Below are 22,961 nucleotides of genomic sequence, written 5' to 3'. Positions count from 1 at the left end.
CAGTTTCCGGTCTCGCGCCGCCCGGCGACAGCGGATGCCCACGATACGGACGAAGCGGATACGGAACGTAGCCATCCGAATTCAGGATTCCGCTTACTGGTGACGGTCGCCTCACCCCCTCGGTGACCGGTGTCACCCCGGTGCGTGTGTATCCCGCATCCTTTGTCGGGAGCCCACCAAGCCGACGAGCGGGCCTTTGTCGAGCGCTGCTGGTGATCGGCCCCGGGACGCTGGGATAGCGTCGCGGTGTCCCGACATGTCCACACCACCGCGGAGTCCCCATGAGCACCGCTGCCGTATCCGCCCGCCGCTCCGGGCAGGTCCTCGCCGACCTCATCCCCTCCTCCCGAGTCCGGGACGTCGCGCTCGTGGCGGGCGGCGCCGTACTCACCGGCATCGCGGCCCAGATCGCGGTGCCCGTGCCCGGCTCCCCCGTGCCGGTGACCGGCCAGACCTTCGCGGCCCTGCTCGTCGGCACCACGCTCGGCGCCCGCCGCGGCCTGCTCTCCCTCGCGCTGTACGCCCTGGTCGGCATGGCGGGCATGCCGTGGTTCGCGGAGGGCGGCTCCGGCACCGCCGCCCCCTCCCTCGGCTACGTCTTCGGCATGCTGCTCGCCGTCACGGTCGTGGGCGCCCTGGCCCGCCGCGGCGCCGACCGCTCGGTGCTGCGCACGGCCGGCACGATGCTGCTCGGCGAGGCGATCATCTACGCCGTCGGCGTGCCGTACCTGGCCCTCGCCGCCGACATGTCCCTCACCGCCGCGATCGCGGCCGGCCTCACCCCGTTCCTGATCGGCGACGCGCTCAAGGCCGCGCTGGCCATGGGCGTCCTGCCCACCGCCTGGAAGCTGGTCGACAAGCGGTAACAGGCCGCAGGCCCACGAAAGGGGCCCGCCGGAGCGCAGCAGCGATCCGGCGGGCCCCTCTCACGTCCCGGGGCGGTCAGCCCTTCTCGGCGACGGTCCCGCGAGCGTCGATCCGGCGCTTGACGATCCGCTGCTTGACGAAGGCGACGACGAGGACCAGCGCGGCGACGAGCAGCGACAGCAGCACGGTGGTGCGCCCGTCGTGCTCGGTGTCGGTCAGCATGTAGCCCAGCACGAAGACGATCACAGCGGCGGCGGCCCAGGTCAGATACGGGAACAGCCACATCCGCACCACCAGCTTCTCCGGTGCCTCGGCCTGGATGATCCGGCGCATCCGCAGCTGCGAGAAGCAGATCACCAGCCACACGAAGAGGGCCACGGCGCCGGAGGAGTTGACCAGGAAGAGGAAGACGGAGTCCGGGAACTCGTAGTTGAAGAAGACGGCGACGAAGCCGAACACCACGGAGACCAGGATCGCCGTCCGCGGCACCCCGCGCCGGGTGGTCCGGGCGAAGGCCCGCGGCGCGTCACCGCGCTCACCGAGCGAGAAGGCCATGCGGGAAGCGGTGTAGAGACCGGAGTTCAGACAGGACAGCACGGACGTCAGCACGATGAAGTTCATGATCTGACCGGCGTTCGCGATGCCGAGCGAGTCCAGCGCGGCGACGTAGGAGCCCTTGTCGACGATCGACTGCGAGTCCCAGGGCAGCAGGGCGATCACGACGAAGATGGAGCCCAGGTAGAAGACGGCGATGCGCCAGATGATGCTGTTGGTCGCCTTGGTGACGGCCCGCTGCGGGTCCTCGGACTCACCGGCGGCGAGGGTGGGGATCTCGCTGCCCATGAAGGAGAAGACGACGAGCAGCACGCCGGTGAGGATGGCCCCGGCCCCGTTCGGCAGGAACCCGCCGTGTTCCGTCAGGTTCCCCAGCCCCGCCTGCTCGCTGTCCACGCCGGGCAGCACGCCGAAGACGGCCAGCCCGCCGACGACGATGAACGCGGCGATGGCGACGACCTTGATCCCGGCGAACCAGAACTCGAACTCGCCGTAGGAGCCGACGGAGGCGAGGTTGGTGGCGGTCAGCACGACCATCACGATCAGCGCCCACCCCCACTGCGGCACGGCGGGGATCCACCCCTCCAGGATCTTTGCCCCGGCCGTCGCCTCCACGGCCAGCACCACGACCCAGAAGAACCAGTAGAGCCAGCCGATGGAGAACCCGGCCCAGGGGCCGAGCGCCCGGTCGGCGTGGGCGGAGAACGACCCGGAGGTCGGATTGGCGGCCGACATCTCCCCGAGCATCCGCATCACCAGCACCACGAGCGTGCCGACGAGGGCGTACGAGAGAAGGATGCCGGGTCCCGCGGTGGCGATCCCGGAACTGGAACCCACGAACAGCCCGGCCCCGATGACGCCGCCGATGGCGATCATCGAGAGATGGCGGTTCTTGAGCCCGGCCTGAAGCCCGGACCCGGTTCCCGAGGGGCCCGCGGGCTCCTCCTCGGATTTGGTCAAGGTCGGCTGCGAAGTCATGGGGGGAGGTTTCCTTTGCGCCGGTCGAGCATTTTCCCGTACGAGCGGTGTACGAGCCGGACCAGTGAAACGGAGGTGAACGGATTCGGGAACCTTTGAATCCGGATCGTTACTTGAGCTTTCCCTGAGCTTCCATAGTTTCACCAGCCCTTTTCATGGCTGCCACCCGAAGCGCCCGCCTCCCGGCCCGCGTGTCACACTCGACGCATGCGCGTGTATCTCGGCTCGGACCATGCGGGCTTCGAACTCAAGAATCACCTCGTCGAATGGCTCGAGGCGGCGGGCCACGAGCCCGTCGACTGCGGCCCGCACATCTATGACGCCCAGGACGACTACCCGCCCTTCTGCCTGCGCGCCGCCGAGCGCACGGCCGCGGACCCCGACGCCCTCGGCATCGTGATCGGCGGCTCCGGCAACGGCGAGCAGATCGCGGCGAACAAGGTGAAGGGCGTGCGCGCGGCGCTGGCCTGGAGCGAGGAGACGGCGGCGCTGGGCCGCCAGCACAACAACGCCAACGTCGTCGCGGTCGGCGCCCGCATGCACACGCAGGACGAGGCGACGAAGTTCGTCGAGACCTTCCTCGCCACCCCGTTCTCCGGCGACGAACGCCACATCCGCCGCATCGACATGCTCACGTCCTACGAATCAACAGGCGACCTCCCGCCCGTCCCGGCCCACCACCCCCAGCAGTAGCCCCCGCTCCCCGACCCGCCAACACGGGGGCGGCGCCCCGCCCCCGCAGCAACAGGAGCAGCCGCCCGCCCCGCGTCCCCGACGGTCCGTCCAACCGGAGAGACCCACGGGGCGGGAGCGACCCTGCTGAGGGAGTGGATGAGCCCGCTTCGGGGGAACGCAAGCCCGCTGGTGGGCGACGCGATCGTGCTGGACGGCGACCTCAGCCCGCTTGGCGCGGACGAGCCCGCTGAGCGGGGACGCGAGCCCGCTTCGCGGGAACGGAAGCCCGCTGGCGGGCGACGCGGTTCTGCCGGACGGCGACGTCAGCCCGCTGAGTGGGGACGCGAGCCCGCCGGGTGGGAACGGGCCCGTCTGGTGGGGACGCGAGCCAGCTTGGCGTGGTCGAGTCGGCTGAGCAGGGACACGAGCCCGTTTCGCAGGAGGTCAAGCCCGCTGGTGGGCAACGCGATCCTGCTGGACGGCGACGTCAGCCCACTGAGCGGGGACGCAAGCCCGCCGGGTGGGAGCGGACCCCGGGTGGGGATGGGAGTCCGCCGGGTGGGACGCGAGCCCGCCGGGTGGGGACGCGAGCCCGCTGGGCGGATGAGTGCCCAAGGACGGGTGCTGTGTAGGGAAACGGACCCGAAGGGGTGTAGGGAAACGGGCCCGCAGGAGCGTAGAGAAACAGGCCCGCAGGGATGTAGCGAATCAGCCCCGCAGGGATGCAGGGAATCAGCCCCGCAGGGGTGCAGGACAACCGGCCCGCAGGGGTGCAGGGGACGGAGTCCCCGCCGGGGTGTGGGGCGGAGCCCCGCGGCGAGTCGAGCCTCTCGACCCACCGAGTCGGGTGGGCGGGTGGGCAAAAAGACAAAGAAAGGACACACCCGTGCCAGAGGGCCACACGATTCACCGGCTGGCCCAGGACTACACCGCCGCCTTCGCCCGGACGGCAGTCCACACCACCAGCCCCCAGGGCAAGTTCGCCGACGCCGCAGCCCTCCTAGACGGCACCGTCCTGACCACCGCCGACGCCCACGGCAAACACCTCTTCCTGGGCTTCGGCGCAGCCGAGGACCCCACCTGGGTCCACATCCACCTCGGCCTCTTCGGCAAGGTCACCTTCGGCCCGGCCCCCGCACCCCCGCCCACGGACACCGTCCGCCTCCGCCTCGCGAACGACACCGCGTACGTCGACCTCCGCGGCCCCACCACCTGCGCCCTCATCACGCCCCCGGAGAAGCAGGCGATACACGACCGCCTCGGCCCCGACCCCCTGCGCCCGGACGCCGACCCCGCGGCCGCCTACCGCCGGATCTCCCGCAGCCGCACCACCGTCGCCGCCCTGCTCATGGACCAGAAGGTCATCGCCGGCGTCGGCAACGTCTACCGCGCCGAGGTCCTCTTCCGCCACGGCATCGACCCGTACCGCCCCGGCAAGGACCTCACCCGCCCCGAGTGGGACGCGATCTGGCAGGACCTCACCGCCCTCATGCGCGAGGGCGTACGCAACAACCGCATCGACACCGTCCGCCCCGAGCACACCCCCGAGGCCATGGGCCGCCCGCCCCGCGTCGACGACCACGGCGGCGAGGTCTACGTCTACCGGCGGGCGAACCAGCCCTGCCACCTCTGCGGCAGCCCGGTCCGCACCGCCGACCTCGCCGCCCGCAACCTCTTCTGGTGCCCGGCCTGCCAGCGGCGTTAGCCCCCCGCGCCCGCGCTCAGAATCCGTGCGGCAGCCACGGCGCCACGTCGGACCCGAACCCCACCGACGCCGCCGCCAGCGCCCCGGGCCGCACCTCGCGCACCCGCCCGGCCGCGCCCAGCGAACCGAGGCTCACGCCCCCGAGGTACGCCGCCCCCAACTCCCGTACCGACAGTGCGAGATCGGCCGCATCCGACGTACGCTCGCACGACGCCCCCTTCGCGTCGCCGCTCAGCCGCCAACGCCCCGCGTTCCAGGGGCAGAAGGCGTCCTCGACCTCGAACACCACGTCCACCGGCGCCTGGTAGGTCCGCGCCGCGAGCGCCGCCCCCACGTCCACCAGCCGTACGTACAACGCGTCCCGCAGCTCCGGCCGGCACCGCCGGATGTCCGACACCTGGTGCCGCCACGCCTCGTCGACCGGCCGCCCCCGCACCGCCAGCGTCGAGGTCAGGTCGATGTCGTACAGGAAGCGCCACAGCGCCGCCTCGGTCGCCGGATCGAGGCCGGCCAGGTCGTCGAGGACCACCGTGCCCTTGGCACCCTCGGGCCCCCAGGACGGCCGTACCCGGAACCGCGCGTACCCGGTGACCTCGCCGCCCCGCCGGGCGACCACGCACTGCAGGGGCGAGGCGCCGTCCCGCCCGCTCTCCGGGTCCAGCAGCGCCAGCCGCTCCCAGCCGGGCCGCCGGTCCAGCATCCCGGGCCGCCCCGGCACCAGCCGCGCGTACACCGCCTCGCACGCGTCGAGCACGTCCGCGGGCGCCTCGTACCGCAGCCGTACGTCATCCGTGCCGGCCGGCACCGACAGCCGGACCCGGCTCGTGTCGATCTCCGCGCTGAGCCCGAAGGTCGCGGCGCCGTACCCGAACCGGCCGTAGATCGCCGGCTCGGAGGCCGTCAGCACGGCCAGCGGCTCGCCCCAGGCCCGTACGTCGTCCAACTGCCGCCGCATCATCGAGGTCAGCACGCCCCGGCGCCGGTGCGTGGCGGCGACGCTCACCATCGTCACGCCCGCGGCGGGCACCAGCGCGCCACCCGGCACGGTCATCCGGAAGGCGAACGCCCCCGCCGTCCCGACGCACGCGCCGCCCTCCCCGTCGCTTTCCCAGACCCCGATCGACCGGTCGACCTGCGTCAGCTCCCGGAACAGCTCCAACTCCTCGGCGGGCTCCGGAACCCCGCTGAAGGCACGGACCAGCGTCCCGTACCACCTGTCCCACTCGTCGCGCCGCAGCACTCGCGGCTCCGTCTGCACACCGCCGTCTTTACCCGTGGAGCTTTCCATGCAGCATGCGTATCAGGGCCGCGCGAGACCGGCGAGGCAATTTCCCCGGGGTTGCGGCGCGGGAGCCGTTCGTGAAGTTCACTGTGAAGTCCGGCCCCGGACGGGGGACAAGTGGGACCTCCCGTGCCAAGCGGCCGGTGAGATGGATAGGGTCCCGAACTAATGGCAGCAGGACGACAGCGGCGCGCGGAGGCCGAGACCTTCACGGCCCGGTGGAAGAAGCAGTGGCACCGGGCCCGCGTCGGCGTGCGCCGAGCCGCCGTCGACTACTTCCGCGGCGACGGTTCGGACTGGATCGCGCTCGCCGGACTGCTGCTGACGATCCCCGTCATCGCGGCCACCACGATGGCCAACTCGGTGTGGTGCTCGCCCTCCGCGCTGGTCATCCCGATCGTCGCGGGCGGCCTGCTGCTGCGCCCGGCGAGCCTGCTCGGCCTGTACGCCGCGGCGGCCACCGCGCTGATCGTGGAGTCCGTGCAGCTCGGCCCGTACACCGAGGGCCCCTCCCGGGTCACGCCCGGCGTGGTCCTGGTGGTCGCCGCCTGCGGCTTCTTCGGACTCCTCGTCGCCCAGTTCCGCAGCCGGGTCGGCGTGCCCTGGCGGCGCGGCGGCACCATGCTCTTCGACCTGCGCGAACGCATCCGCGTCCAGAGCAAGCTGCCCAAGCTGCCGAAGGGCTGGCACCGCGAGATGGCGCTGCGCCCGGCGGGCGGGCAGTCCTTCTCCGGCGACTTCGTCGTCGCGGCCCGCACCAACGGTGGCCGGACCCTGGAGGTCGTCCTCACCGACGTCTCCGGCAAGGGCATGGACGCCGCCTCGCGCGCCCTGCTGCTGTCGGGGGCCTTCGGCGGACTCCTCGGCAGCCTGCCCCCGCACGCCTTCCTGCCGGCCGCCAACGGCTACCTGCTCCGCCAGGACTGGGACGAGGGCTTCGCCACCTCCATCCACCTCGTCCTGGACCTCGACTCCGGCGACTACGAGCTGTACTCGGCCGGGCATCCACCGGGCCTCCAGCTCAGCGCGGGCACCGGCCGCTGGGAGGAGAAGTCGGCCGAGGGGCCGCTGCTCGGCGTGTACGACGGCGCGCAGTTCGACCAGGTGAAGGGGTCGCTGCGGCCCGGCGACGTGCTGATGCTGTTCACGGACGGCCTGGTGGAGACCTCCGAACGGGACATCGCCGAGGGCATCGACCGCCTCACCGGCGAGGCCGACCGCTATGTCGCGGGCGGCTTCCACGGCGCGGCCTGGCACCTGATCGAGGCGGTGGCCAAGGACGTCAACGACGACCGGGCGCTGCTGCTGATCTGCCGGGAGGGCCCGACGGCCCAGTCCGCACCGGCCAGGGGCTGAGGCCCGCGCCGACATACTGGGCCCATGCCGCCCACGCCGCCGCCCCTGCCCCGCGACTGCGGACCGCCCGCCCCGCCGCTCTCCCTGACCGAGGTCGAGGCCACCGCCCGCGCCGCCCACGCCGGACAGACCGACAAGGCGGGCCGGCCGTACGCCGAACACCTGCGGGCCGTCGCCGAGGGCGTACGGGCGCGCGGTGGCGACGACGAGCAGATCGCGGCCGCCTGGCTGCACGACGCCGTCGAGGACGACGCGCTGACCGAGCGCTGGCTGGACGAGGCGCCGCTGAGCCGCCGTACCAAGGACATCGTCCTGGCCCTCACCAAGCGGGCGGGGGAGCCGCCCGAGGCGTACGCCGCGCGGATCCTGGCCACCCCCGGCGCGCGGCTGGTCAAGGAGGCGGACCTGGCGCACAACGCCGACCCCGCGCGGCTGGCCGTCCTCGACGAGGCGACCCGCACGCGACTGGCCGAGAAGTACGCACGCATGCGCGCACTTCTCGGCCAGGGGTGACCCACCGGTCCTAGACGGAGACCTTCTCCCCGCTGCCCTGCGGCGCGGCGGGGGCGGTGGCCGTGCCGCGCTCGCGCGCCTCGGACCGCTCCCGCTGCTCGCGGCCCCGGGCGGCGTCGCCGGGATCCCGCTTGAAGGCCCAGTCCATCCGCGGTTCCACCACGTACCGCAGCACCCGCTGGACGGGCTTGGTGCACAGCAGGGTGACGGCGGCGGCGCCGAGCACGGTGAGCCCGATCTCGCCGAGCGGCTGGTCCAGGAAGGAGTGCTGGAACCAGCCGGTGTAGCTGCCCTCCTTCACCAGGAAGCCGTGCAGCAGGTAGCCGTAGATCGTGCCGGCGCCGAGCGCCGTGAACCACATGCGCCGGCCGGGCACCCAGGCGAAGAAGCACGCGGTCAGCACCACGGAGCAGCCGAAGAGCGCCAGCGTCAGGACGGGCCCGGACCACCAGGGGGCGCCCGTGTCCTGCATGGCGGCGTTGCGGTAGAACCAGCCGGTCTCCATGCGCGGCACCGACCACCAGGCGATCACCAGCGCCGCCGCGACCACCGGCACGGACCAGATCCGCACCGAGCGGCGCCGTACCAGCTGGAAGTGCTCGGGGCGCAGGACCAGACCCAGCACGAAGCACGGCAGGAACTGCAGCACCCGCTGCATGTTCAGGTCGTTGCCCACGCTGGGCGTCACGGAGGCCAGCGCGGCGATGCCGAGGGCGATCGGCAGCGGCCAACGGACCGTCTGCCAGATGGGGGTGGTCAGCCGCCAGACGAACAGCGCGCACAGGAACCACAGGAGATAGGTGGGGTCCAGCAGGCTGAAGTCGCTCTGCGGGTCCTCGCTGACGCGGCGGTGCAGCGTGTAGGCGACCTCGAAGACGAGGTACGGGACGGCGACACCGGTGATCAGCCGTTTGACGCGCTTGGGGCTCAGGTCGAAACTGCGCGAGAAGTAGCCGGAGATGACGATGAACGCCGGCATGTGGAACGTGTACAGGACCCGGTAGAGGGTCTCCACGGTCCGGTTCCCGTCCAGGATCTGTCCCCAGGCGTGGCCCACACCGACCAGCACGATCGCCAGGTACTTGGCGTTGTCGAAGAACGCGTCGCGCTGCCGGCTCGGCGGGGAGGGCGGGGACGGCGACTTCCGGTCGCCCTGAGGTCGCAGCGAGCTAGTCATGCAACCCCCCGCCGGGAACTCGGCGAGTGGCCACAGGACCTCGCTGCTCTGGTGGGGGACGAGGCAGCGTAGAACATCTGAGGCACCCTAGCGTTCTCCGTGGGATTCCGTAAAACCCTCGACGTCATTCCTGCATTTCGGGTCTTGAGCGCGGTGTGAGTACGGTGTGAGTACCGTTCGGGTACCCCGGTATTCGGGGAACTCGGCTCCTCCGGTCGCGTGACGGCCCCCACATCCCCGGCCCGTCGCCGCGCGTCCAAGCCCCTCCCGGAGCACCCCACTTGTCACGACACGTCAGGACTAAACAGCGCATAAGACCGGCGGGCGACTCCACTGGAATGTCCGCTTCAATGCGCTTACAGGCCTCATGGGTGATCCTGTGATCTCCCTGTGATGACCCTGTCGGCGCACCCGCCGCTGTGTCGGCCACGACAATTCGAAATATCTGCGAACGCGTTGTGTGGGCATGGAAACGAAACAGCTCGAATTCCCCGTACGGGTGCCCCGTCGAAATTCCGTACGGAGTGCGACGGTGGGCCGCGCCCGCGTGCGCGGGGGAGCGCGCCGCCGAAGGAACCGGCCGGACGATGTGTCACCCGCCGCATGACGAGGCCCGGTTGGTGGCACGATGGTTCTGGCGGGGGTGTGCGGTGCCGCACCTCCGGGCGGTAGTGCGGACCGACCGAGGGTGTGATCAGTTGTGGCCATTTCACTGTCAGTGGTGCTGCTCTTGGGGATCATCCTGGTGGTGCTGCTGCGGGGAGGGTCCATCAAGGCGGGGCCGGCGATCGTCGCGGTCCTCTTCGGCTTCTTCCTGGCCTCGACCGGCATGGCCGACGACATCCAACGCTTCCTGGACTCGATAGCGGACACGATCAACTCGATCCAGTTCTAGCCCGCCGCTTCCAGGCCTCCGTGCGGCCCCGGGCAGCCCCGGACCGCACAAAGGCCTCCGGCCCGATCCCCTGGGGGACCGGGCCGGAGGCCTCTCGGAGCGGGCGACGGGAATCGAACCCGCGTAGCCAGTTTGGAAGACTGGGGCTCTACCATTGAGCTACGCCCGCACAGCACGCACCGCAGGTCGGTGACCGCGGCACTGAACGCATCGTAGCGGGTCGCCGCCCCTCGCCGCACACCCCTTCCGGTCCGCGCCGGACCTTCCCGGACGCGCGGGAAACTCTGCGGTCCCGGTGCCTGGCGGCATGTACCCTACGTGTCGCACCAGACGGGGTGTGGCGCAGCTTGGTAGCGCGTCCGCTTTGGGAGCGGAAGGCCGTGGGTTCAAATCCCGCCACCCCGACCATCGACCGACCACCGACCGATCATCGACTGACCGGCGAGTGATCGCCGGGTGATCGCCTTTTGGGCCGTGTAGTCGCTGCCGTTACTATGCAAGCTGCACGCCCGTGTGTCATCAGCGTCTGAAGTCTCCGGGCGGCGAAATTTGCCGGACACTCTCTGGTTCCGGCAGAACCGAAGAAGTCAGCCACCAAGGAGACCGAACCGTGAAGAGCGCCGTGGAGACCCTGAACCCGACCCGGGTTCGGCTCACTGTCGAGGTGCCCTTCGAGGAGCTCAAGGACAGCCTCGACGCGGCGTACAAGAAGATCAACCAGCAGGTCACGGTGAAGGGCTTCCGCAAGGGCAAGATCCCGGCCCGGGTCATCGACCAGCGGTTCGGCCGCGGTGCGGTTCTGGAGGAGGCGGTCAACGACGCGCTTCCGAAGTTCTACACCGACGCGGTCAACGAGGCCGAGCTGAACCCGCTCGGCCAGCCCGAGGTCGACATCACGGAGCTGAAGGACGGCGAGACGCTGAACTTCACCGCCGAGGTCGACATCCGCCCCTCCATCGAGATCCCGGACTACTCCGGCATCGAGGTCGAGGTCGACGCCGTCGAGGTCAGCGACGAGGACGTCGAGAAGTCGGTGGAGCAGCTGCGCGAGCGCTTCGCCTCCACCTCCCCGGTCGAGCGCGCCGCCGCCGACGGCGACGTGATCACCATCGACCTGCAGGCCAAGGTCGACGGCGAGGTCCTCGAGGACGGCGTCGCCGACGGCGTGTCCTACACCGTCGGCTCCGGCGAACTGCTGGACGGCATCGACGACGCCGTGAAGGGCCTGGAGGCCGGTGGCGAGACCACCTTCACCTCCGAGCTCAAGGGCGGTTCGGCGGCCGGCAAGGAGGCCGAGGTCACCGTCAAGGTCACCCAGGTCGCCGCGCGCGAGCTGCCCGAGCTGGACGACGACTTCGCCCAGCTCGCGTCGGAGTTCGACACGCTGGAGGAGCTGCAGGCCGACAGCCGCAAGCGCCTGGCCAACATGAAGCAGTACGACCAGGCCACGCAGGCCCAGGAGCGCGTGCTGGACAAGCTGCTCGAGCTGGTCGAGGTCCCGGTCCCCGAGAAGCTCCTCGAGGACGAGATCAACACCCGTAAGCACAACCTCGAGCACCACCAGCTCGGCCAGATGGGCCTCGACCTCGAGAAGTACCTGGAGCTCCAGGGCAAGACCGCCGAGGAGTTCGAGACCGAGACCCGTGAGGCCGCGGTCAAGGGCATCAAGACCCAGTTCGTCCTCGACGAGCTGGTCAAGCAGGAGAAGCTCAACGTCAGCCAGGAAGAGCTGACCGAGCACCTCATGCGCCGCGCCGCCTCCTCCGGCATGTCCCCCGACCAGTTCGCCCAGGCCGTCGTCGAGCAGGGCCAGGTCCCGCTCCTCGTCGGCGAGGTCGCCCGCGGCAAGGCCCTGGCCGCCGTGGTCGAGAAGGCCACGGTCAAGGACACCAACGGCGAGATCGTCGACCTGGACGACGAGGAGGACGAGGAGACGGAGGCCGCCGAGGCCGCCGCCACCGAGCCCGCCGACGCCGAGAAGGCCGACGACAAGGCCGAGGAGAAGACCGAGGGCTGATCCCCTCGCGTCTCCCCAGACGGACGCAGAACGGGCCCCGGACACATCAGTGCCGGGGCCCGTTCCGCATACGGCGGGACAGCCCACCCGGGGGCGCGGGGCCGTGTCGATGTGCGGCTCCGCCGCGTGGGCCCGCACCCCCGCGGAGCGCTACGCCCCCGGCGAACACCCGCGGAACCGGGATGGCACCGCACGGTCACCGCGTTAGGGTCCATGAATACGAGGGCAGGGGAGTCCCCGAAAGCGGCTCCAGCCCCGCAGGGAAACGTGAGACGGCCCGGCGCCGTCGTAAGACGAGCAGGTGGATACGTGACGAATCTGATGCCCTCAGCCGCCGGCGAGCCCTCTATCGGTGGCGGCCTCGGCGACCAGGTCTACAACCGACTGCTCGGCGAGCGGATCATCTTCCTCGGCCAGCCGGTCGACGACGACATTGCGAACAAGATCACCGCACAGCTGCTGCTCCTTGCCTCCGACCCGGACAAGGACATCTTCCTGTACATCAACAGCCCGGGCGGTTCGATCACGGCCGGTATGGCGATCTACGACACCATGCAGTACATCAAGAACGACGTGGTGACGATCGCGATGGGTCTCGCGGCCTCCATGGGGCAGTTCCTGCTCAGCGCGGGCACCCCCGGCAAGCGCTTCGCGCTGCCGAACGCCGAGATCCTGATCCACCAGCCCTCCGCCGGCCTCGCCGGTTCGGCCTCGGACATCAAGATCCACGCCGAGCGGCTGCTGCACACCAAGAAGCGCATGGCCGAGCTGACCTCCCAGCACACCGGCCAGACGATCGAGCAGATCACCCGCGACTCGGACCGCGACCGCTGGTTCGACGCCTTCGAGGCCAAGGAGTACGGCCTCATCGACGACGTCATCGCCACGGCCGCCGGCATGCCGGGCGGCGGCGGCACGGGCGCCTGAGCCATTCCCCGCCCCGAGCCGACCGCCTCAGCCCCTTTACAGGAGACACTGTGAACGACTTCCCCGGCAGCGGCCTGTACGACCGCATGAACGCCACGCAGGACATGCGCGCCGCCTCCCAGGGCCGCTACACCGGCCCGCAGGCCGAGTCCCGCTACGTCATCCCGCGCTTCGTCGAGCGCACCTCGCAGGGCGTGCGCGAGTACGACCCGTACGCGAAGCTCTTCGAGGAGCGGGTGATCTTCCTCGGCGTCCAGATCGACGACGCCTCGGCCAACGACGTCATGGCGCAGCTGCTGTGCCTGGAGTCGATGGACCCCGACCGGGACATCTCGGTCTACATCAACAGCCCCGGCGGCTCCTTCACCGCGCTCACGGCCATCTACGACACGATGCAGTACGTGAAGCCGGACGTCCAGACGGTCTGCATGGGCCAGGCCGCCTCCGCCGCCGCCGTCCTGCTGGCCGCCGGTACGCCGGGCAAGCGCATGGCGCTGCCGAACGCCCGCGTCCTGATCCACCAGCCGTACAGCGAGACCGGCCGCGGTCAGGTCTCCGACCTGGAGATCGCCGCCAACGAGATCCTCCGGATGCGCTCGCAGCTGGAGGAGATGCTGGCCAAGCACTCCACCACGCCGGTCGAGAAGATCCGCGAGGACATCGAGCGCGACAAGATCCTCACGGCCGAGGACGCGCTGAGCTACGGCCTGATCGACCAGATCATCACCACCCGGAAGATGGACAACTCCTCTCTCCGCTAGGCGGGAGGCTGTATCGTCTGCCGCTCCTTGGCACGGTTTGACGCGATTCACGTCAAAGGGAACCGTGCCAAGGGGGGCCCGGACGAGGGGCCCGGCAAGGTACCGTCGGACATAAGGCAGCACCAGGAGTCCGCCCGCCGTTGACGTGACGTCGACGTCCGGGAGTCTCCCAGGCGAAGGGGAAGCACACCGTGGCACGCATCGGTGACGGCGGCGATCTGCTCAAGTGCTCGTTCTGCGGGAAGAGCCAGAAGCAGGTCAAGAAGCTCATCGCAGGGCCCGGTGTGTACATCTGCGACGAGTGCATCGATCTCTGCAACGAGATCATCGAGGAAGAGCTGGCCGAGACCAGTGAGGTGCGCTGGGAGGAGCTTCCGAAGCCCCGCGAGATCTACGAGTTCCTCGAGAGCTACGTGGTCGGCCAGGAAGCGGCCAAGAAAGCCCTCTCCGTCGCGGTGTACAACCACTACAAGCGGGTCCAGGCCGGCGAGAACGGCGGCGCCCAAGGCCGCGAGGACGCCATCGAGTTGGCGAAGTCCAACATCCTCCTGCTGGGCCCCACGGGCTCCGGCAAGACCCTCCTCGCTCAGACCCTCGCCCGCATGCTGAACGTGCCCTTCGCGATCGCCGACGCCACGGCGCTCACCGAGGCGGGGTACGTCGGCGAGGACGTCGAGAACATCCTGCTCAAGCTGATCCAGGCCGCTGACTACGACGTCAAGAAGGCCGAGACCGGGATCATCTACATCGACGAGATCGACAAGGTCGCGCGGAAGAGCGAAAACCCCTCCATCACCCGCGACGTGTCGGGCGAGGGCGTCCAGCAGGCCCTGCTGAAGATCCTGGAGGGCACCACGGCCTCCGTCCCGCCGCAGGGCGGCCGCAAGCACCCGCACCAGGAGTTCATCCAGATCGACACGACGAACGTGCTGTTCATCGTGGGCGGTGCCTTCGCGGGCCTGGAGAAGATCATCGAGGGCCGGGCCGGCGCCAAGGGCATCGGCTTCGGCGCGACGATCCGCTCCAAGCGGGAGATCGAGTCCAAGGACCAGTTCGAGCAGGTCATGCCGGAGGACCTGGTCAAGTTCGGCATGATCCCCGAGTTCATCGGCCGGCTCCCGGTCATCACCTCGGTGCACAACCTGGACCGCGAGGCGCTCCTCCAGATCCTGGTCGAGCCGCGCAACGCCCTCGTCAAGCAGTACGAGCGCCTCTTCGAACTCGACGGCGTCGAGCTGGACTTCGAGCGCGAGGCCCTGGAGGCCATCGCCGACCAGGCCATCCTCCGCCAGACCGGAGCCCGCGGCCTGCGCGCCATCATGGAGGAGGTCCTCCAGGGCGTGATGTACGAGGTCCCGTCCCGCAAGGACGTCGCCCGCGTCGTCATCACCGCCGACGTGGTCCTCTCCAACGTCAACCCGACGCTCATCCCCCGTGATTCGCGGGGCCGGGGCCCGGGCGAGCAGAAGACGGCGTAGCCGGTCACGCACCACGTACGCGGGAGGGGCCCGGTCGATGCGACCGGGCCCCTCCCGCGTACGTGGTGGGTCGTGCGTCAGGCCTTGACGCGGACCTCGTCCCGCAGCTTCGTCGTCATGTCGACCGCGGTGTCCTTGTTCACTCCGGTACCGGAGTTGTCGCCGGGGGAGACCATGGCGATCGTGCTGTAGTCGGCCCAGGCGCAGAACCAGTCGGTCGACTCCTTCTTGGTGAGCGCGTTGGTGGCCTTGGTCGACTGGCACTTGGCGACGGTGCCGTCGATCTCGACCTCCTCGGGCTCGCCGACCAGCTCGGCGTTCTGCATGCCGCCGGTGTCGCTGGTGGAGCTCTCCTTGACTTCCTTCTGGATGTTGGCGAAGAACTTGTCCAGGGTCGCCTGCGGGTCGTCGATCTTGCCGTAACCGCCCACCATCGTGAAGCCCTTGGCGGTCAGCAGCTCCGACTGGTCGGGCAGGGTGGACGGGTCCTGGGGGTCGTAGCCGCTGAAGTCGGCGGTCGACCACTGCCCGATCACGGCGGTGCCGTCCTTGACGCCGCTCTTCTCCATGTCCTTGGCGGTGTCGGAGTCGCCGCTCTCCTGGCCCTGGACCTTCGTGTACTCGCTGAGCGCCTTCGCCGGCGTCGTCAGCTTGTGGGCGCCGTCGTCCTCCAGGCCGCCCGCGCCGCCGCCCCCGCCGATCACGAAGTACGCGCCCACGCCGATCGCCGCCACGACCGCCACCGCGCCGATGATCAGACCGGCCTTCTTCTTGCCGCCGCCACCCGCGGCAGGGGGCTGCGGCATGCCGTAGGGCTGCTGGCCGTAGGGCGGCTGCTGGCCGTACGGGGGCTGCTGGCCGTACGGGGGAGTCTGCGGCGGGACGCCGCCCTGCTGGGGCTGCTGCGGGTAGCCGTAGCCCGGCTGCGGGGGAGGGGCCTGCTGGGGGTAGCCGTAGCCGGGCTGGGGAGCCTGCGGCGGCTGCTGGCCGTACGGCCCCGGCTGGCCGTACGGTCCGGGCTGCTGGGGCTGCCCGCCGTACGGGCCCGGCTGGTTGTGGCTCATTGTTGGGTTCCCCCTCAGATGCTTTACGTGGTGCTGACATCCTGACTCAGACCTGGCGTGCGCAGGTCACCGGGGGCCGCACCGTTACAGAAGAAACGCGTTTCGGGACAGGGCGGTGACGCCCGTAAACTGACCCCCGTGACCGAGAACTCTCAGCAGCCGCAGCCCGCACCCAGCACCGAACTGCCGACCCAGTACACGCCGGCCGAGGTAGAGGGGCAGCTGTACGAGCGCTGGGTGGAACGGGGTTACTTCGAGGCCGACGCGAAGAGCGAGAAGCCGCCGTACACCGTCGTCATCCCGCCGCCGAACGTCACGGGCAGCCTGCACCTCGGGCACGCCTTCGAGCACACGCTCATCGACGCCCTGACCCGCCGCAAGCGCATGCAGGGGTACGAGACGCTGTGGCAGCCCGGCATGGACCACGCCGGCATCGCCACGCAGAACGTCGTCGAGCGCGAGCTGGGCAAGGAGGGCAAGTCCCGGCACGACCTCGGCCGGGAGGCCTTCGTCGAGCGCGTCTGGCAGTGGAAGAGCGAGTCCGGCGGGCAGATCAGCGGGCAGATGCGCCGTCTCGGCGACGCCGTCGCCTGGTCGCGCGAGCGCTTCACGATGGACGAGGGCCTGTCCCAGGCCGTCCAGACCATCTTCAAGCGGCTCTACGACGACGAGCTGATCTACCGCGCCGAGCGCATCATCAACTGGTGCCCCAGGTGTCTGACGGCCATCTCCGACATCGAGGTCGAGTACCAGGACGACGACGGCGAGCTGGTCTCCATGAAGTACGGGGACGGGGACGAGACCATCGTCGTCGCCACCACCCGTGCCGAGACGATGCTCGGTGACACCGCCGTCGCCGTCCACCCGGACGACGAGCGTTACAAGCACCTGGTCGGCAAGCTCATCAAGCTGCCGCTCACCGACCGCTCCATCCCGGTCGTCGCCGACGAGCACGTCGACCCCGAGTTCGGCACCGGCGCCGTCAAGGTGACGCCCGCCCACGACCCGAACGACTTCGAGATCGGTCGGCGCCACGACCTGCCCGCCATCGCGGTCATGGACGAGCACGCCGTCATCACCGCCCACGGCCCCTTCCAGGGCCAGGACCGGCTCGAGGCCCGCTCGGCCATCGTCGCCGCGCTGCGCGCCGAGGGCCGGATCGTCGCCGAGAAGCGGCCCTACGTCCACTCCGTCGGCCACTGCTCGCGCTGCAAGACCACCATCGAGCCGCGCCTGTCCATGCAGTGGTGGGTCAAGGTCGGCCCGCTGGCGAAGGCCGCCGGTGACGCGGTCCGCGACGGCAAGGTCAAGATCCACCCGCAGGAGATGGAGAAGCGGTACTTCGACTGGGTCGACAACCTCCACGACTGGTGCATCTCGCGCCAGCTCTGGTGGGGCCACCGCATCCCCGTCTGGTACGGCCCCGACGGCGAGGTCGTCTGCGTCGGACCCGACGAGGAGCCGCCGAGCGGCGAGGGCTGGTACCAGGACTCCGACGTCCTGGACACCTGGTTCTCCTCCGGCCTGTGGCCCTTCTCCACGCTCGGCTGGCCCGAGCAGACCGAGTCGCTCGCGAAGTTCTACCCGAACTCCGTCCTGGTCACCGGTTACGACATCCTCTTCTTCTGGGTCGCCCGGATGATGATGTTCGGCCTCTACGCGATGGACGGCACCCCGCCGTTCCACACCATCGCCCTGCACGGCATGGTCCGTGACCAGAACGGCAAGAAGATGTCCAAGTCCTTCGGGAACGTGGTGAACCCGCTGGACTGGATGGACAAGTACGGCTCCGACGCGCTCCGCTTCACCCTCGCGCGCGGCGCCAACCCGGGCGTCGACGTCCCGATCGGCGAGGACTGGGTCCAGGGCTCCCGGAACTTCGCCAACAAGATCTGGAACGCCACCCGCTTCGCGCTGATGAACGGCGCGACGGTGGAGGGCCCGCTGCCGGACGCGTCGAAGATGTCCTCGACCGACCGGTGGATCCTCTCCCGCCTCAACTCGGTCGTCGCCGAGGTCGACGCGTACTACGAGGACTACCAGTTCGCGAAGCTCTCCGACGCCCTGTTCCACTTCGCCTGGGACGAGGTCTTCGACTGGTACGTCGAGCTGTCCAAGACCACCTTCCAGGCGGGCGGCGAGGCCGCCGAGGTCAGCAAGCGGGTCCTCGGTGAGGTCCTGGACGTCACACTGCGTCTCCTCCACCCGGTCGTCCCCTTCGTCACCGAGACGCTGTGGACGACGCTCACCGGTGGCGAGTCGGTCGTCATCGCCGAGTGGCCGTCGGACTCCGGATTCCGGGACGCCGACGCCGAGCGGGAGATCGAGACCGTCCAGTCGGTGATCACCGAGGTCCGGCGCTTCCGCGCCGACCAGGGGCTCCAGCCCGGCCAGCGGGTCCCGGCCCGGCTGACGCTCGCGGGCAGCCCGCTCGCGGCGCACGAGGCGGCCGTCCGGCAGCTGCTGCGGCTCCAGCCGGAGGGCGAGTCCTTCACGGCGACGGCGACGCTGCCGGTCGCGGGCGTCGAGGTGGCCCTCGACCTCTCCGGTGTCATCGACTTCGCCGCGGAGCGCAAGCGGCTGGCGAAGGACCTGGCCGCCGCGGAGAAGGAGAAGGCGCAGGCGAACGCCAAGCTCGGCAACGAGGCGTTCCTGGCGAAGGCGCCGGACCACGTCGTGGACAAGATCCGGGGCCGCCTGGCCAAGGCGGACGAGGACATCGCCCGCATCGCCGCCCAGCTGGAGAAGCTGCCGGAGGCGTAACGCCTGTACGCCAATGAGGCTCCCGGTGCCGTCCTGGCTCCGGGAGCCTTCAGGTACCAAGGGGCGCGGGGTTGTATCGATGTGCGGCTCCGCCGCGTGGGCGCGACAAGCCACACGAACCCGCACAGGGCACGGGACCTCAGCCGCCCCACCGTCGGAGACCTCCGTAGACTGGTCCCCGTGAGCGACAACCCCGGTGAGAACGACCAGCCCGACCCCTCCGACCCCCTCGACTCCTTCGACGAGATCATCGACGCGGAGACCACCCGCGACCCCGACCTCGCCGTCATCGAGGCCGGCAGCCGCACCCTGCGCACCCAGGGCGGCCCCCCGGAGGCCGACGTCCCCGGGCGCCCCGAGGACCCGGAGGTGGACGCGGCGCTGCGCGCCGTCGAGACGGAGCTGGCGACCCGCTGGGGCGAGACCAAGCTGGAGCCGTCCGTCACCAGGATCGCCGCGCTGATGGACGTGCTGGGCGAGCCGCAGCGCTCGTACCCCTCCATCCACATCACCGGGACCAACGGCAAGACCTCCACCGCCCGCATGATCGAGGCCCTGCTCGGCGCCTTCGAGCTGCGCACCGGGCGGTACACCTCGCCGCACGTGCAGTCGATCACCGAGCGGATCAGCCTGGACGGGGCGCCGATCTCCGCCGAGCGGTTCATCGAGACGTACGAGGACATCAAGCCGTACGTCGAGATGGTCGACGGGCAGCAGGAGTACCGGCTGTCGTTCTTCGAGGTGCTGACCGGCATGGCGTACGCCGCCTTCGCCGACGCGCCCGTGGACGTGGCCGTCGTCGAGGTCGGGATGGGCGGCTCCTGGGACGCCACCAACGTCATCGACGGGGACGTCGCCGTCGTCACCCCCATCGACCTGGACCACACCGACCGGCTCGGCGGGACGCCCGGCGAGATCGCGGTCGAGAAGTCCGGGATCGTCAAGCAGGACGCCACCGTGATCCTGGCCCAGCAGCCGGTGGACGCGGCGCAGGTGATGCTGAAGAAGGCCGTGGACGTCAACGCCACCGTGGCCCGCGAGGGGCTGGAGTTCGGCGTCGTCGCCCGCGAGGTCGCCGTCGGCGGGCAGCTGGTGACGCTGCGCGGGCTGGGCGGCGAGTACACCGAGGTCTACCTGCCGCTGCACGGCGCCCACCAGGCGCACAACGCGGCGGTCGCGCTGGCCGCCGTCGAGGCGTTCTTCGGCGTCGGCGCGCAGCGTCCCGAGCCGCTGGACGTGGACACCGTGCGCAAGGCCTTCGCCTCCGTCGCCTCGCCGGGGCGGATGGAGGTGGTGCGGCGCTCGCCGACCGTGGTCCTGGACGCCGCGCACAACCCGGCCGGCGCGCGGGTGACCGCCGAGGCGGTGGGGGAGGCGTTCCAGTTCAGCCGGCTCATCGGCGTGGTCGGCGCCAGTGCCGACAAGAACGTGCGTGGGCTCCTCGAAGCCTTCGAGTCGGTCTTCGCCGAGGTGGTCGTCACCCAGAACTCCAGCCACCGCGCGATGGACGCCGACGAGCTGGCCGCGATCGCCGTGGAGGTCTTCGGCGACGACCGCGTCCAGGTCGAGCCGCGGCTGCCGGACGCCCTGGAGGCCGCGATCACGCTGGCCGAGGAGGAGGGCGAGTTCGCGGGCGGCGGTGTGCTCGTCACCGGTTCCGTCATCACCGTCGGCGAGGCCCGACTGCTCCTGAGGAGGGGCTGAGAAACCGTGCGTACGCTCTGTGCTTCGACTCTGATCGGCGAGTTCTTCGTGATCGGCTTCGCCGGACTGGTCGCCATGAAGGACCCGGACCTGTCCGTGGGGACGGTGTGGACGGTCAGCGGCATCGCCATGGTCCTCAGCGTGCTCCTGTGCGGGGTGATCACCCGGCCCGGCGGGGTCGCCCTCGGCTGGGCGCTGCAGGTCGCGCTGATCGCCTCCGGCTTCGTGGTGCCGACCATGTTCTTCCTCGGCGCGGTCTTCGCCGCCCTGTGGTGGGCGTCCGTGCACTACGGACGGAAGATCGACGAGGCGAAGGCGAGGTTCGCCGCCCAGGCCGAGGCGTCCGCGCCCGACCCCGCCTGAGAGGCGCGACCGGACCGACGGACCCGGTGTGCCTGACGCTGCGTGACGGGCGCCACGACACGCCCGGTAACCTCATTCATCACCCGCATGACCGCACACCTCCAAGGGAGCCCCTCGTGACCCAGCGCAGCCTCGTCCTCCTCAAGCCCGACGCCGTCCGTCGTGGCCTGACCGGCGAGATCATCAGCCGTATCGAGCGCAAGGCCGGCTGGCAGATCACCGCGCTGGAACTGCGCACCCTGGACACCGACACGCTGGAGCAGCACTACGGCGAGCACAAGGGCAAGCCCTTCTACGAGCCGCTGGTCGAGTTCATGGCGTCCGGGCCGGTCGTCGCGATGGTCGTCGAGGGCGAGCGGGTCATCGAGGGAGTGCGCGCGCTGGCCGGTCCGACCGACCCGATCGCCGCCGCCCCCGGCTCCATCCGCGGGGACTACGGTGTGATCGTCCGCGAGAACCTGATCCACGCCTCCGACTCCGAGGAGTCGGCCGAGCGTGAGCTGAAGATCTTCTTCCCGGGCCGGGTCTGATCCTCCTTCGGGACACGCCGGGAGCGCCTTTTTTCTGACAGCATGTCAGCCGAATGGACCGGGCGGAGCCGGGGCGGTCGCGCGAAAGCGACCGCCCTGTGGCATATGCGCGCCTGATCGGGGGAACGGATCCCACCGTTGGCCCGTCTCCACAAGCGAGGCGGTGCGCCATCTGCTGACAATGGCGGAGACCCTCGCGCAGTGTTCGCGAAAGCGCGTCTACGATGGAAGCCTCCACGCGTCACTGCACCCACTTCGCCGACCTGAAAAGCCCTCAAAAGCTCCTGGGAAGGCCAGTCGAATCCTGATGGGGAACTCAATGTCGTTCATCGGCCGTGACATGGCTGTCGACCTCGGGACCGCCAACACGCTGGTGTACGTCAGGGGTCGCGGGATCGTACTCAACGAGCCGTCCGTCGTCGCGATCAACACCAACACCGGTGGCATCCTCGCGGTCGGCGCCGAAGCGAAGAAGATGATCGGGCGCACGCCCGGCAACATCGTTGCCGTGCGCCCGCTGAAGGACGGCGTCATCGCCGACTTCGAGATCACCGAGCGGATGCTCCGCTACTTCATCCTGAAGATCCACAAGCGGCGTTATCTGGCTCGTCCGCGGGTCGTCGTCTGTGTGCCCTCGGGCATCACCGGCGTCGAGCGCCGCGCCGTCATCGAGGCGTCGTCCCAGGCCGGCGCCCGGCAGGTGCACATCATCGAGGAGCCCATGGCCGCGGCCATCGGCTCCGGCCTGCCGGTCCACGAGGCCACGGGCAACATGGTGGTGGACATCGGCGGCGGCACCACGGAGGTCGCGGTCATCTCGCTCGGCGGCATCGTCACGGCCCAGTCCATCCGCGTCGCGGGTGACGAGCTGGACAACGCGATCATCCAGCACGTGAAGAAGGAGTACAGCCTTCTGCTGGGTGAGCGCACGGCCGAACAGATCAAGATCACGATCGGTTCGGCGTACGACCTCGACTCCGACGAGCACACCGAAATCCGCGGCCGGGACCTCGTCTCCGGGCTGCCCAAGACCGTCGTCATCTCCGCCGGTGAAGTACGCAAGGCGATCGAAGAGCCGGTCAACGCCATCGTCGACGCCGTCAAGACGACCCTCGACAAGTGTCCGCCGGAGCTGTCCGGCGACATCATGGACCGGGGCATCGTCCTGACCGGCGGCGGTGCGCTGCTGCGCGGGCTCGACGAACGGCTGCGCCGGGAGACCGGGATGCCGATCCACATCGCCGAGGACCCGCTGGACAGCGTGGCGCTCGGCAGCGGCAAGTGCGTCGAGGAGTTCGAGGCGCTCCAGCAGGTGCTGGACGCCTCGCCCCGCAGATGACGTCACACTTCG

General features: G+C 70.1%; 19 protein-coding genes and 2 tRNA genes. 16 read left to right on the top strand and 5 right to left on the bottom strand.

Annotated elements, in window-relative coordinates; translation table 11 throughout:
- Nucleotides 1–281 precede the first annotated feature (281 nt).
- Nucleotides 282–866 carry a biotin transporter BioY gene (locus tag ACGH52_RS13615; RefSeq protein ID WP_076974332.1) on the top strand — a complete coding sequence of 195 codons (585 nt, stop codon included), beginning with the start codon at nucleotides 282–284 and terminating at the stop codon, nucleotides 864–866.
- Nucleotides 867–942: 76 nt separating this feature from the next.
- Here ACGH52_RS13615 and ACGH52_RS13610 read toward each other — a convergent pair whose 3' ends face one another.
- Complete coding sequence (locus tag ACGH52_RS13610) at nucleotides 943–2,400, bottom strand: amino acid permease (RefSeq protein WP_399939356.1); 1,458 nt, start codon at nucleotides 2,398–2,400, stop codon at nucleotides 943–945.
- A gap of 207 nt (nucleotides 2,401–2,607) precedes the next feature.
- Here ACGH52_RS13610 and ACGH52_RS13605 point away from each other — a divergent pair, with 207 nt between their 5' ends.
- On the top strand, nucleotides 2,608–3,093 hold the full coding sequence (locus tag ACGH52_RS13605) for a ribose-5-phosphate isomerase (RefSeq protein WP_210978001.1): 486 nt from the start codon (nucleotides 2,608–2,610) through the stop codon (nucleotides 3,091–3,093).
- Between the two features lie 868 nt (nucleotides 3,094–3,961).
- On the top strand, nucleotides 3,962–4,780 hold the full coding sequence (locus ACGH52_RS13600) for an Fpg/Nei family DNA glycosylase (RefSeq protein ID WP_399939353.1): 819 nt from the start codon (nucleotides 3,962–3,964) through the stop codon (nucleotides 4,778–4,780).
- A gap of 16 nt (nucleotides 4,781–4,796) precedes the next feature.
- Here the strand turns inward: ACGH52_RS13600 and ACGH52_RS13595 are convergent, their stop codons facing one another.
- A complete protein-coding gene (locus ACGH52_RS13595) occupies nucleotides 4,797–6,068 on the bottom strand; it encodes a GNAT family N-acetyltransferase (RefSeq protein WP_399939350.1) in 1,272 nt (423 codons plus the stop codon).
- A 162-nt stretch (nucleotides 6,069–6,230) separates the two neighbouring features.
- On the opposite strand from ACGH52_RS13595, the gene ACGH52_RS13590 reads away from it, so the two are divergent.
- Entirely contained in the window at nucleotides 6,231–7,418 is a 1,188-nt protein-coding gene (locus ACGH52_RS13590; RefSeq protein WP_210977290.1) for a PP2C family protein-serine/threonine phosphatase, read from the top strand.
- A 24-nt stretch (nucleotides 7,419–7,442) separates the two neighbouring features.
- Nucleotides 7,443–7,931 carry an HD domain-containing protein gene (locus ACGH52_RS13585; protein WP_399939346.1) on the top strand — a complete coding sequence of 163 codons (489 nt, stop codon included), beginning with the start codon at nucleotides 7,443–7,445 and terminating at the stop codon, nucleotides 7,929–7,931.
- Between the two features lie 10 nt (nucleotides 7,932–7,941).
- On the opposite strand, the gene ACGH52_RS13580 is transcribed toward ACGH52_RS13585, so the two are convergent.
- Nucleotides 7,942–9,108 carry an acyltransferase family protein gene (locus ACGH52_RS13580; RefSeq protein WP_210977292.1) on the bottom strand — a complete coding sequence of 389 codons (1,167 nt, stop codon included), beginning with the start codon at nucleotides 9,106–9,108 and terminating at the stop codon, nucleotides 7,942–7,944.
- A 700-nt stretch (nucleotides 9,109–9,808) separates the two neighbouring features.
- On the opposite strand from ACGH52_RS13580, the gene ACGH52_RS13575 reads away from it, so the two are divergent.
- Nucleotides 9,809–10,003 (top strand): hypothetical protein, encoded by a 195-nt coding sequence (locus ACGH52_RS13575; RefSeq protein WP_059302352.1) that lies wholly within the window; start codon nucleotides 9,809–9,811, stop codon nucleotides 10,001–10,003.
- Between the two features lie 98 nt (nucleotides 10,004–10,101).
- Here the strand turns inward: ACGH52_RS13575 and ACGH52_RS13570 are convergent.
- Nucleotides 10,102–10,172, bottom strand: a tRNA-Gly gene (locus ACGH52_RS13570).
- Nucleotides 10,173–10,334: 162 nt separating this feature from the next.
- Between ACGH52_RS13570 and ACGH52_RS13565 the strand changes: the two genes are divergently transcribed.
- From ACGH52_RS13565 to clpX, 5 genes are all read left to right on the top strand, one after another.
- Nucleotides 10,335–10,411: transfer RNA gene (locus tag ACGH52_RS13565), tRNA-Pro, on the top strand.
- A gap of 202 nt (nucleotides 10,412–10,613) precedes the next feature.
- Nucleotides 10,614–12,020, top strand: coding sequence for a trigger factor (gene tig / locus ACGH52_RS13560; RefSeq protein WP_399939343.1), 1,407 nt, complete (start codon nucleotides 10,614–10,616; stop codon nucleotides 12,018–12,020).
- 321 nt (nucleotides 12,021–12,341) lie between these two features.
- Nucleotides 12,342–12,947: an ATP-dependent Clp protease proteolytic subunit gene (locus ACGH52_RS13555; protein WP_059302418.1), complete on the top strand. Its 606-nt coding sequence runs from the start codon at nucleotides 12,342–12,344 to the stop codon at nucleotides 12,945–12,947.
- Between the two features lie 50 nt (nucleotides 12,948–12,997).
- The gene (locus ACGH52_RS13550; protein WP_076974315.1) at nucleotides 12,998–13,708 is read left to right on the top strand and encodes an ATP-dependent Clp protease proteolytic subunit; all 711 of its coding nucleotides are present in this window, start codon (nucleotides 12,998–13,000) and stop codon (nucleotides 13,706–13,708) included.
- Nucleotides 13,709–13,899: 191 nt separating this feature from the next.
- A complete protein-coding gene (gene clpX, locus ACGH52_RS13545; RefSeq protein ID WP_076974314.1) occupies nucleotides 13,900–15,186 on the top strand; it encodes an ATP-dependent Clp protease ATP-binding subunit ClpX in 1,287 nt (428 codons plus the stop codon).
- A 77-nt stretch (nucleotides 15,187–15,263) separates the two neighbouring features.
- Here the strand turns inward: clpX and ACGH52_RS13540 are convergent, their stop codons facing one another.
- On the bottom strand, nucleotides 15,264–16,250 hold the full coding sequence (locus tag ACGH52_RS13540; protein WP_076974313.1) for a hypothetical protein: 987 nt from the start codon (nucleotides 16,248–16,250) through the stop codon (nucleotides 15,264–15,266).
- 138 nt (nucleotides 16,251–16,388) lie between these two features.
- Here ACGH52_RS13540 and ACGH52_RS13535 point away from each other — a divergent pair, with 138 nt between their 5' ends.
- The 5 genes from ACGH52_RS13535 to ACGH52_RS13515 all read left to right on the top strand — a co-directional run bounded on the left by ACGH52_RS13535 (nucleotide 16,389) and on the right by ACGH52_RS13515 (nucleotide 22,949).
- Nucleotides 16,389–19,013, top strand: coding sequence for a valine--tRNA ligase (locus ACGH52_RS13535; protein ID WP_076974312.1), 2,625 nt, complete (start codon nucleotides 16,389–16,391; stop codon nucleotides 19,011–19,013).
- 180 nt (nucleotides 19,014–19,193) lie between these two features.
- Nucleotides 19,194–20,717 (top strand): bifunctional folylpolyglutamate synthase/dihydrofolate synthase, encoded by a 1,524-nt coding sequence (locus tag ACGH52_RS13530; protein ID WP_399939338.1) that lies wholly within the window; start codon nucleotides 19,194–19,196, stop codon nucleotides 20,715–20,717.
- A 6-nt stretch (nucleotides 20,718–20,723) separates the two neighbouring features.
- Nucleotides 20,724–21,080 (top strand): DUF4233 domain-containing protein, encoded by a 357-nt coding sequence (locus ACGH52_RS13525; RefSeq protein WP_059302345.1) that lies wholly within the window; start codon nucleotides 20,724–20,726, stop codon nucleotides 21,078–21,080.
- A gap of 116 nt (nucleotides 21,081–21,196) precedes the next feature.
- Nucleotides 21,197–21,610 carry a nucleoside-diphosphate kinase gene (gene ndk / locus ACGH52_RS13520; RefSeq protein WP_059302344.1) on the top strand — a complete coding sequence of 138 codons (414 nt, stop codon included), beginning with the start codon at nucleotides 21,197–21,199 and terminating at the stop codon, nucleotides 21,608–21,610.
- A 319-nt stretch (nucleotides 21,611–21,929) separates the two neighbouring features.
- Entirely contained in the window at nucleotides 21,930–22,949 is a 1,020-nt protein-coding gene (locus tag ACGH52_RS13515; protein WP_059302343.1) for a rod shape-determining protein, read from the top strand.
- The last annotated feature ends 12 nt before the right edge of the window (nucleotides 22,950–22,961 follow it).

Source organism: Streptomyces sp. BBFR25 (assembly GCF_044590125.1).
Lineage (GTDB): Bacteria > Actinomycetota > Actinomycetes > Streptomycetales > Streptomycetaceae > Streptomyces > Streptomyces canus_D.
Note: the sequence above shows the minus strand (reverse complement) of the source record. Positions and strands in the feature narration are given on the sequence as shown.

Excerpts from the sequence above, each read along its gene's own strand:
- ACGH52_RS13615 (WP_076974332.1), top strand. The coding sequence starts at position 282 with ATGAGCACCGCTGCCGTATCCGCCCGCCGCTCCGGGCAGGTCCTCGCC.
- ACGH52_RS13580 (WP_210977292.1), bottom strand. The coding sequence starts at position 9,108 with ATGACTAGCTCGCTGCGACCTCAGGGCGACCGGAAGTCGCCGTCCCCG.
- ACGH52_RS13585 (WP_399939346.1), top strand. The coding sequence starts at position 7,443 with ATGCCGCCCACGCCGCCGCCCCTGCCCCGCGACTGCGGACCGCCCGCC.
- ACGH52_RS13595 (WP_399939350.1), bottom strand. The coding sequence starts at position 6,068 with ATGGAAAGCTCCACGGGTAAAGACGGCGGTGTGCAGACGGAGCCGCGA.
- ACGH52_RS13540 (WP_076974313.1), bottom strand. The coding sequence starts at position 16,250 with ATGAGCCACAACCAGCCGGGCCCGTACGGCGGGCAGCCCCAGCAGCCC.
- ACGH52_RS13515 (WP_059302343.1), top strand. The coding sequence starts at position 21,930 with ATGTCGTTCATCGGCCGTGACATGGCTGTCGACCTCGGGACCGCCAAC.
- ACGH52_RS13555 (WP_059302418.1), top strand. The coding sequence starts at position 12,342 with ATGCCCTCAGCCGCCGGCGAGCCCTCTATCGGTGGCGGCCTCGGCGAC.
- ACGH52_RS13590 (WP_210977290.1), top strand. The coding sequence starts at position 6,231 with ATGGCAGCAGGACGACAGCGGCGCGCGGAGGCCGAGACCTTCACGGCC.
- ACGH52_RS13610 (WP_399939356.1), bottom strand. The coding sequence starts at position 2,400 with ATGACTTCGCAGCCGACCTTGACCAAATCCGAGGAGGAGCCCGCGGGC.
- ACGH52_RS13605 (WP_210978001.1), top strand. The coding sequence starts at position 2,608 with ATGCGCGTGTATCTCGGCTCGGACCATGCGGGCTTCGAACTCAAGAAT.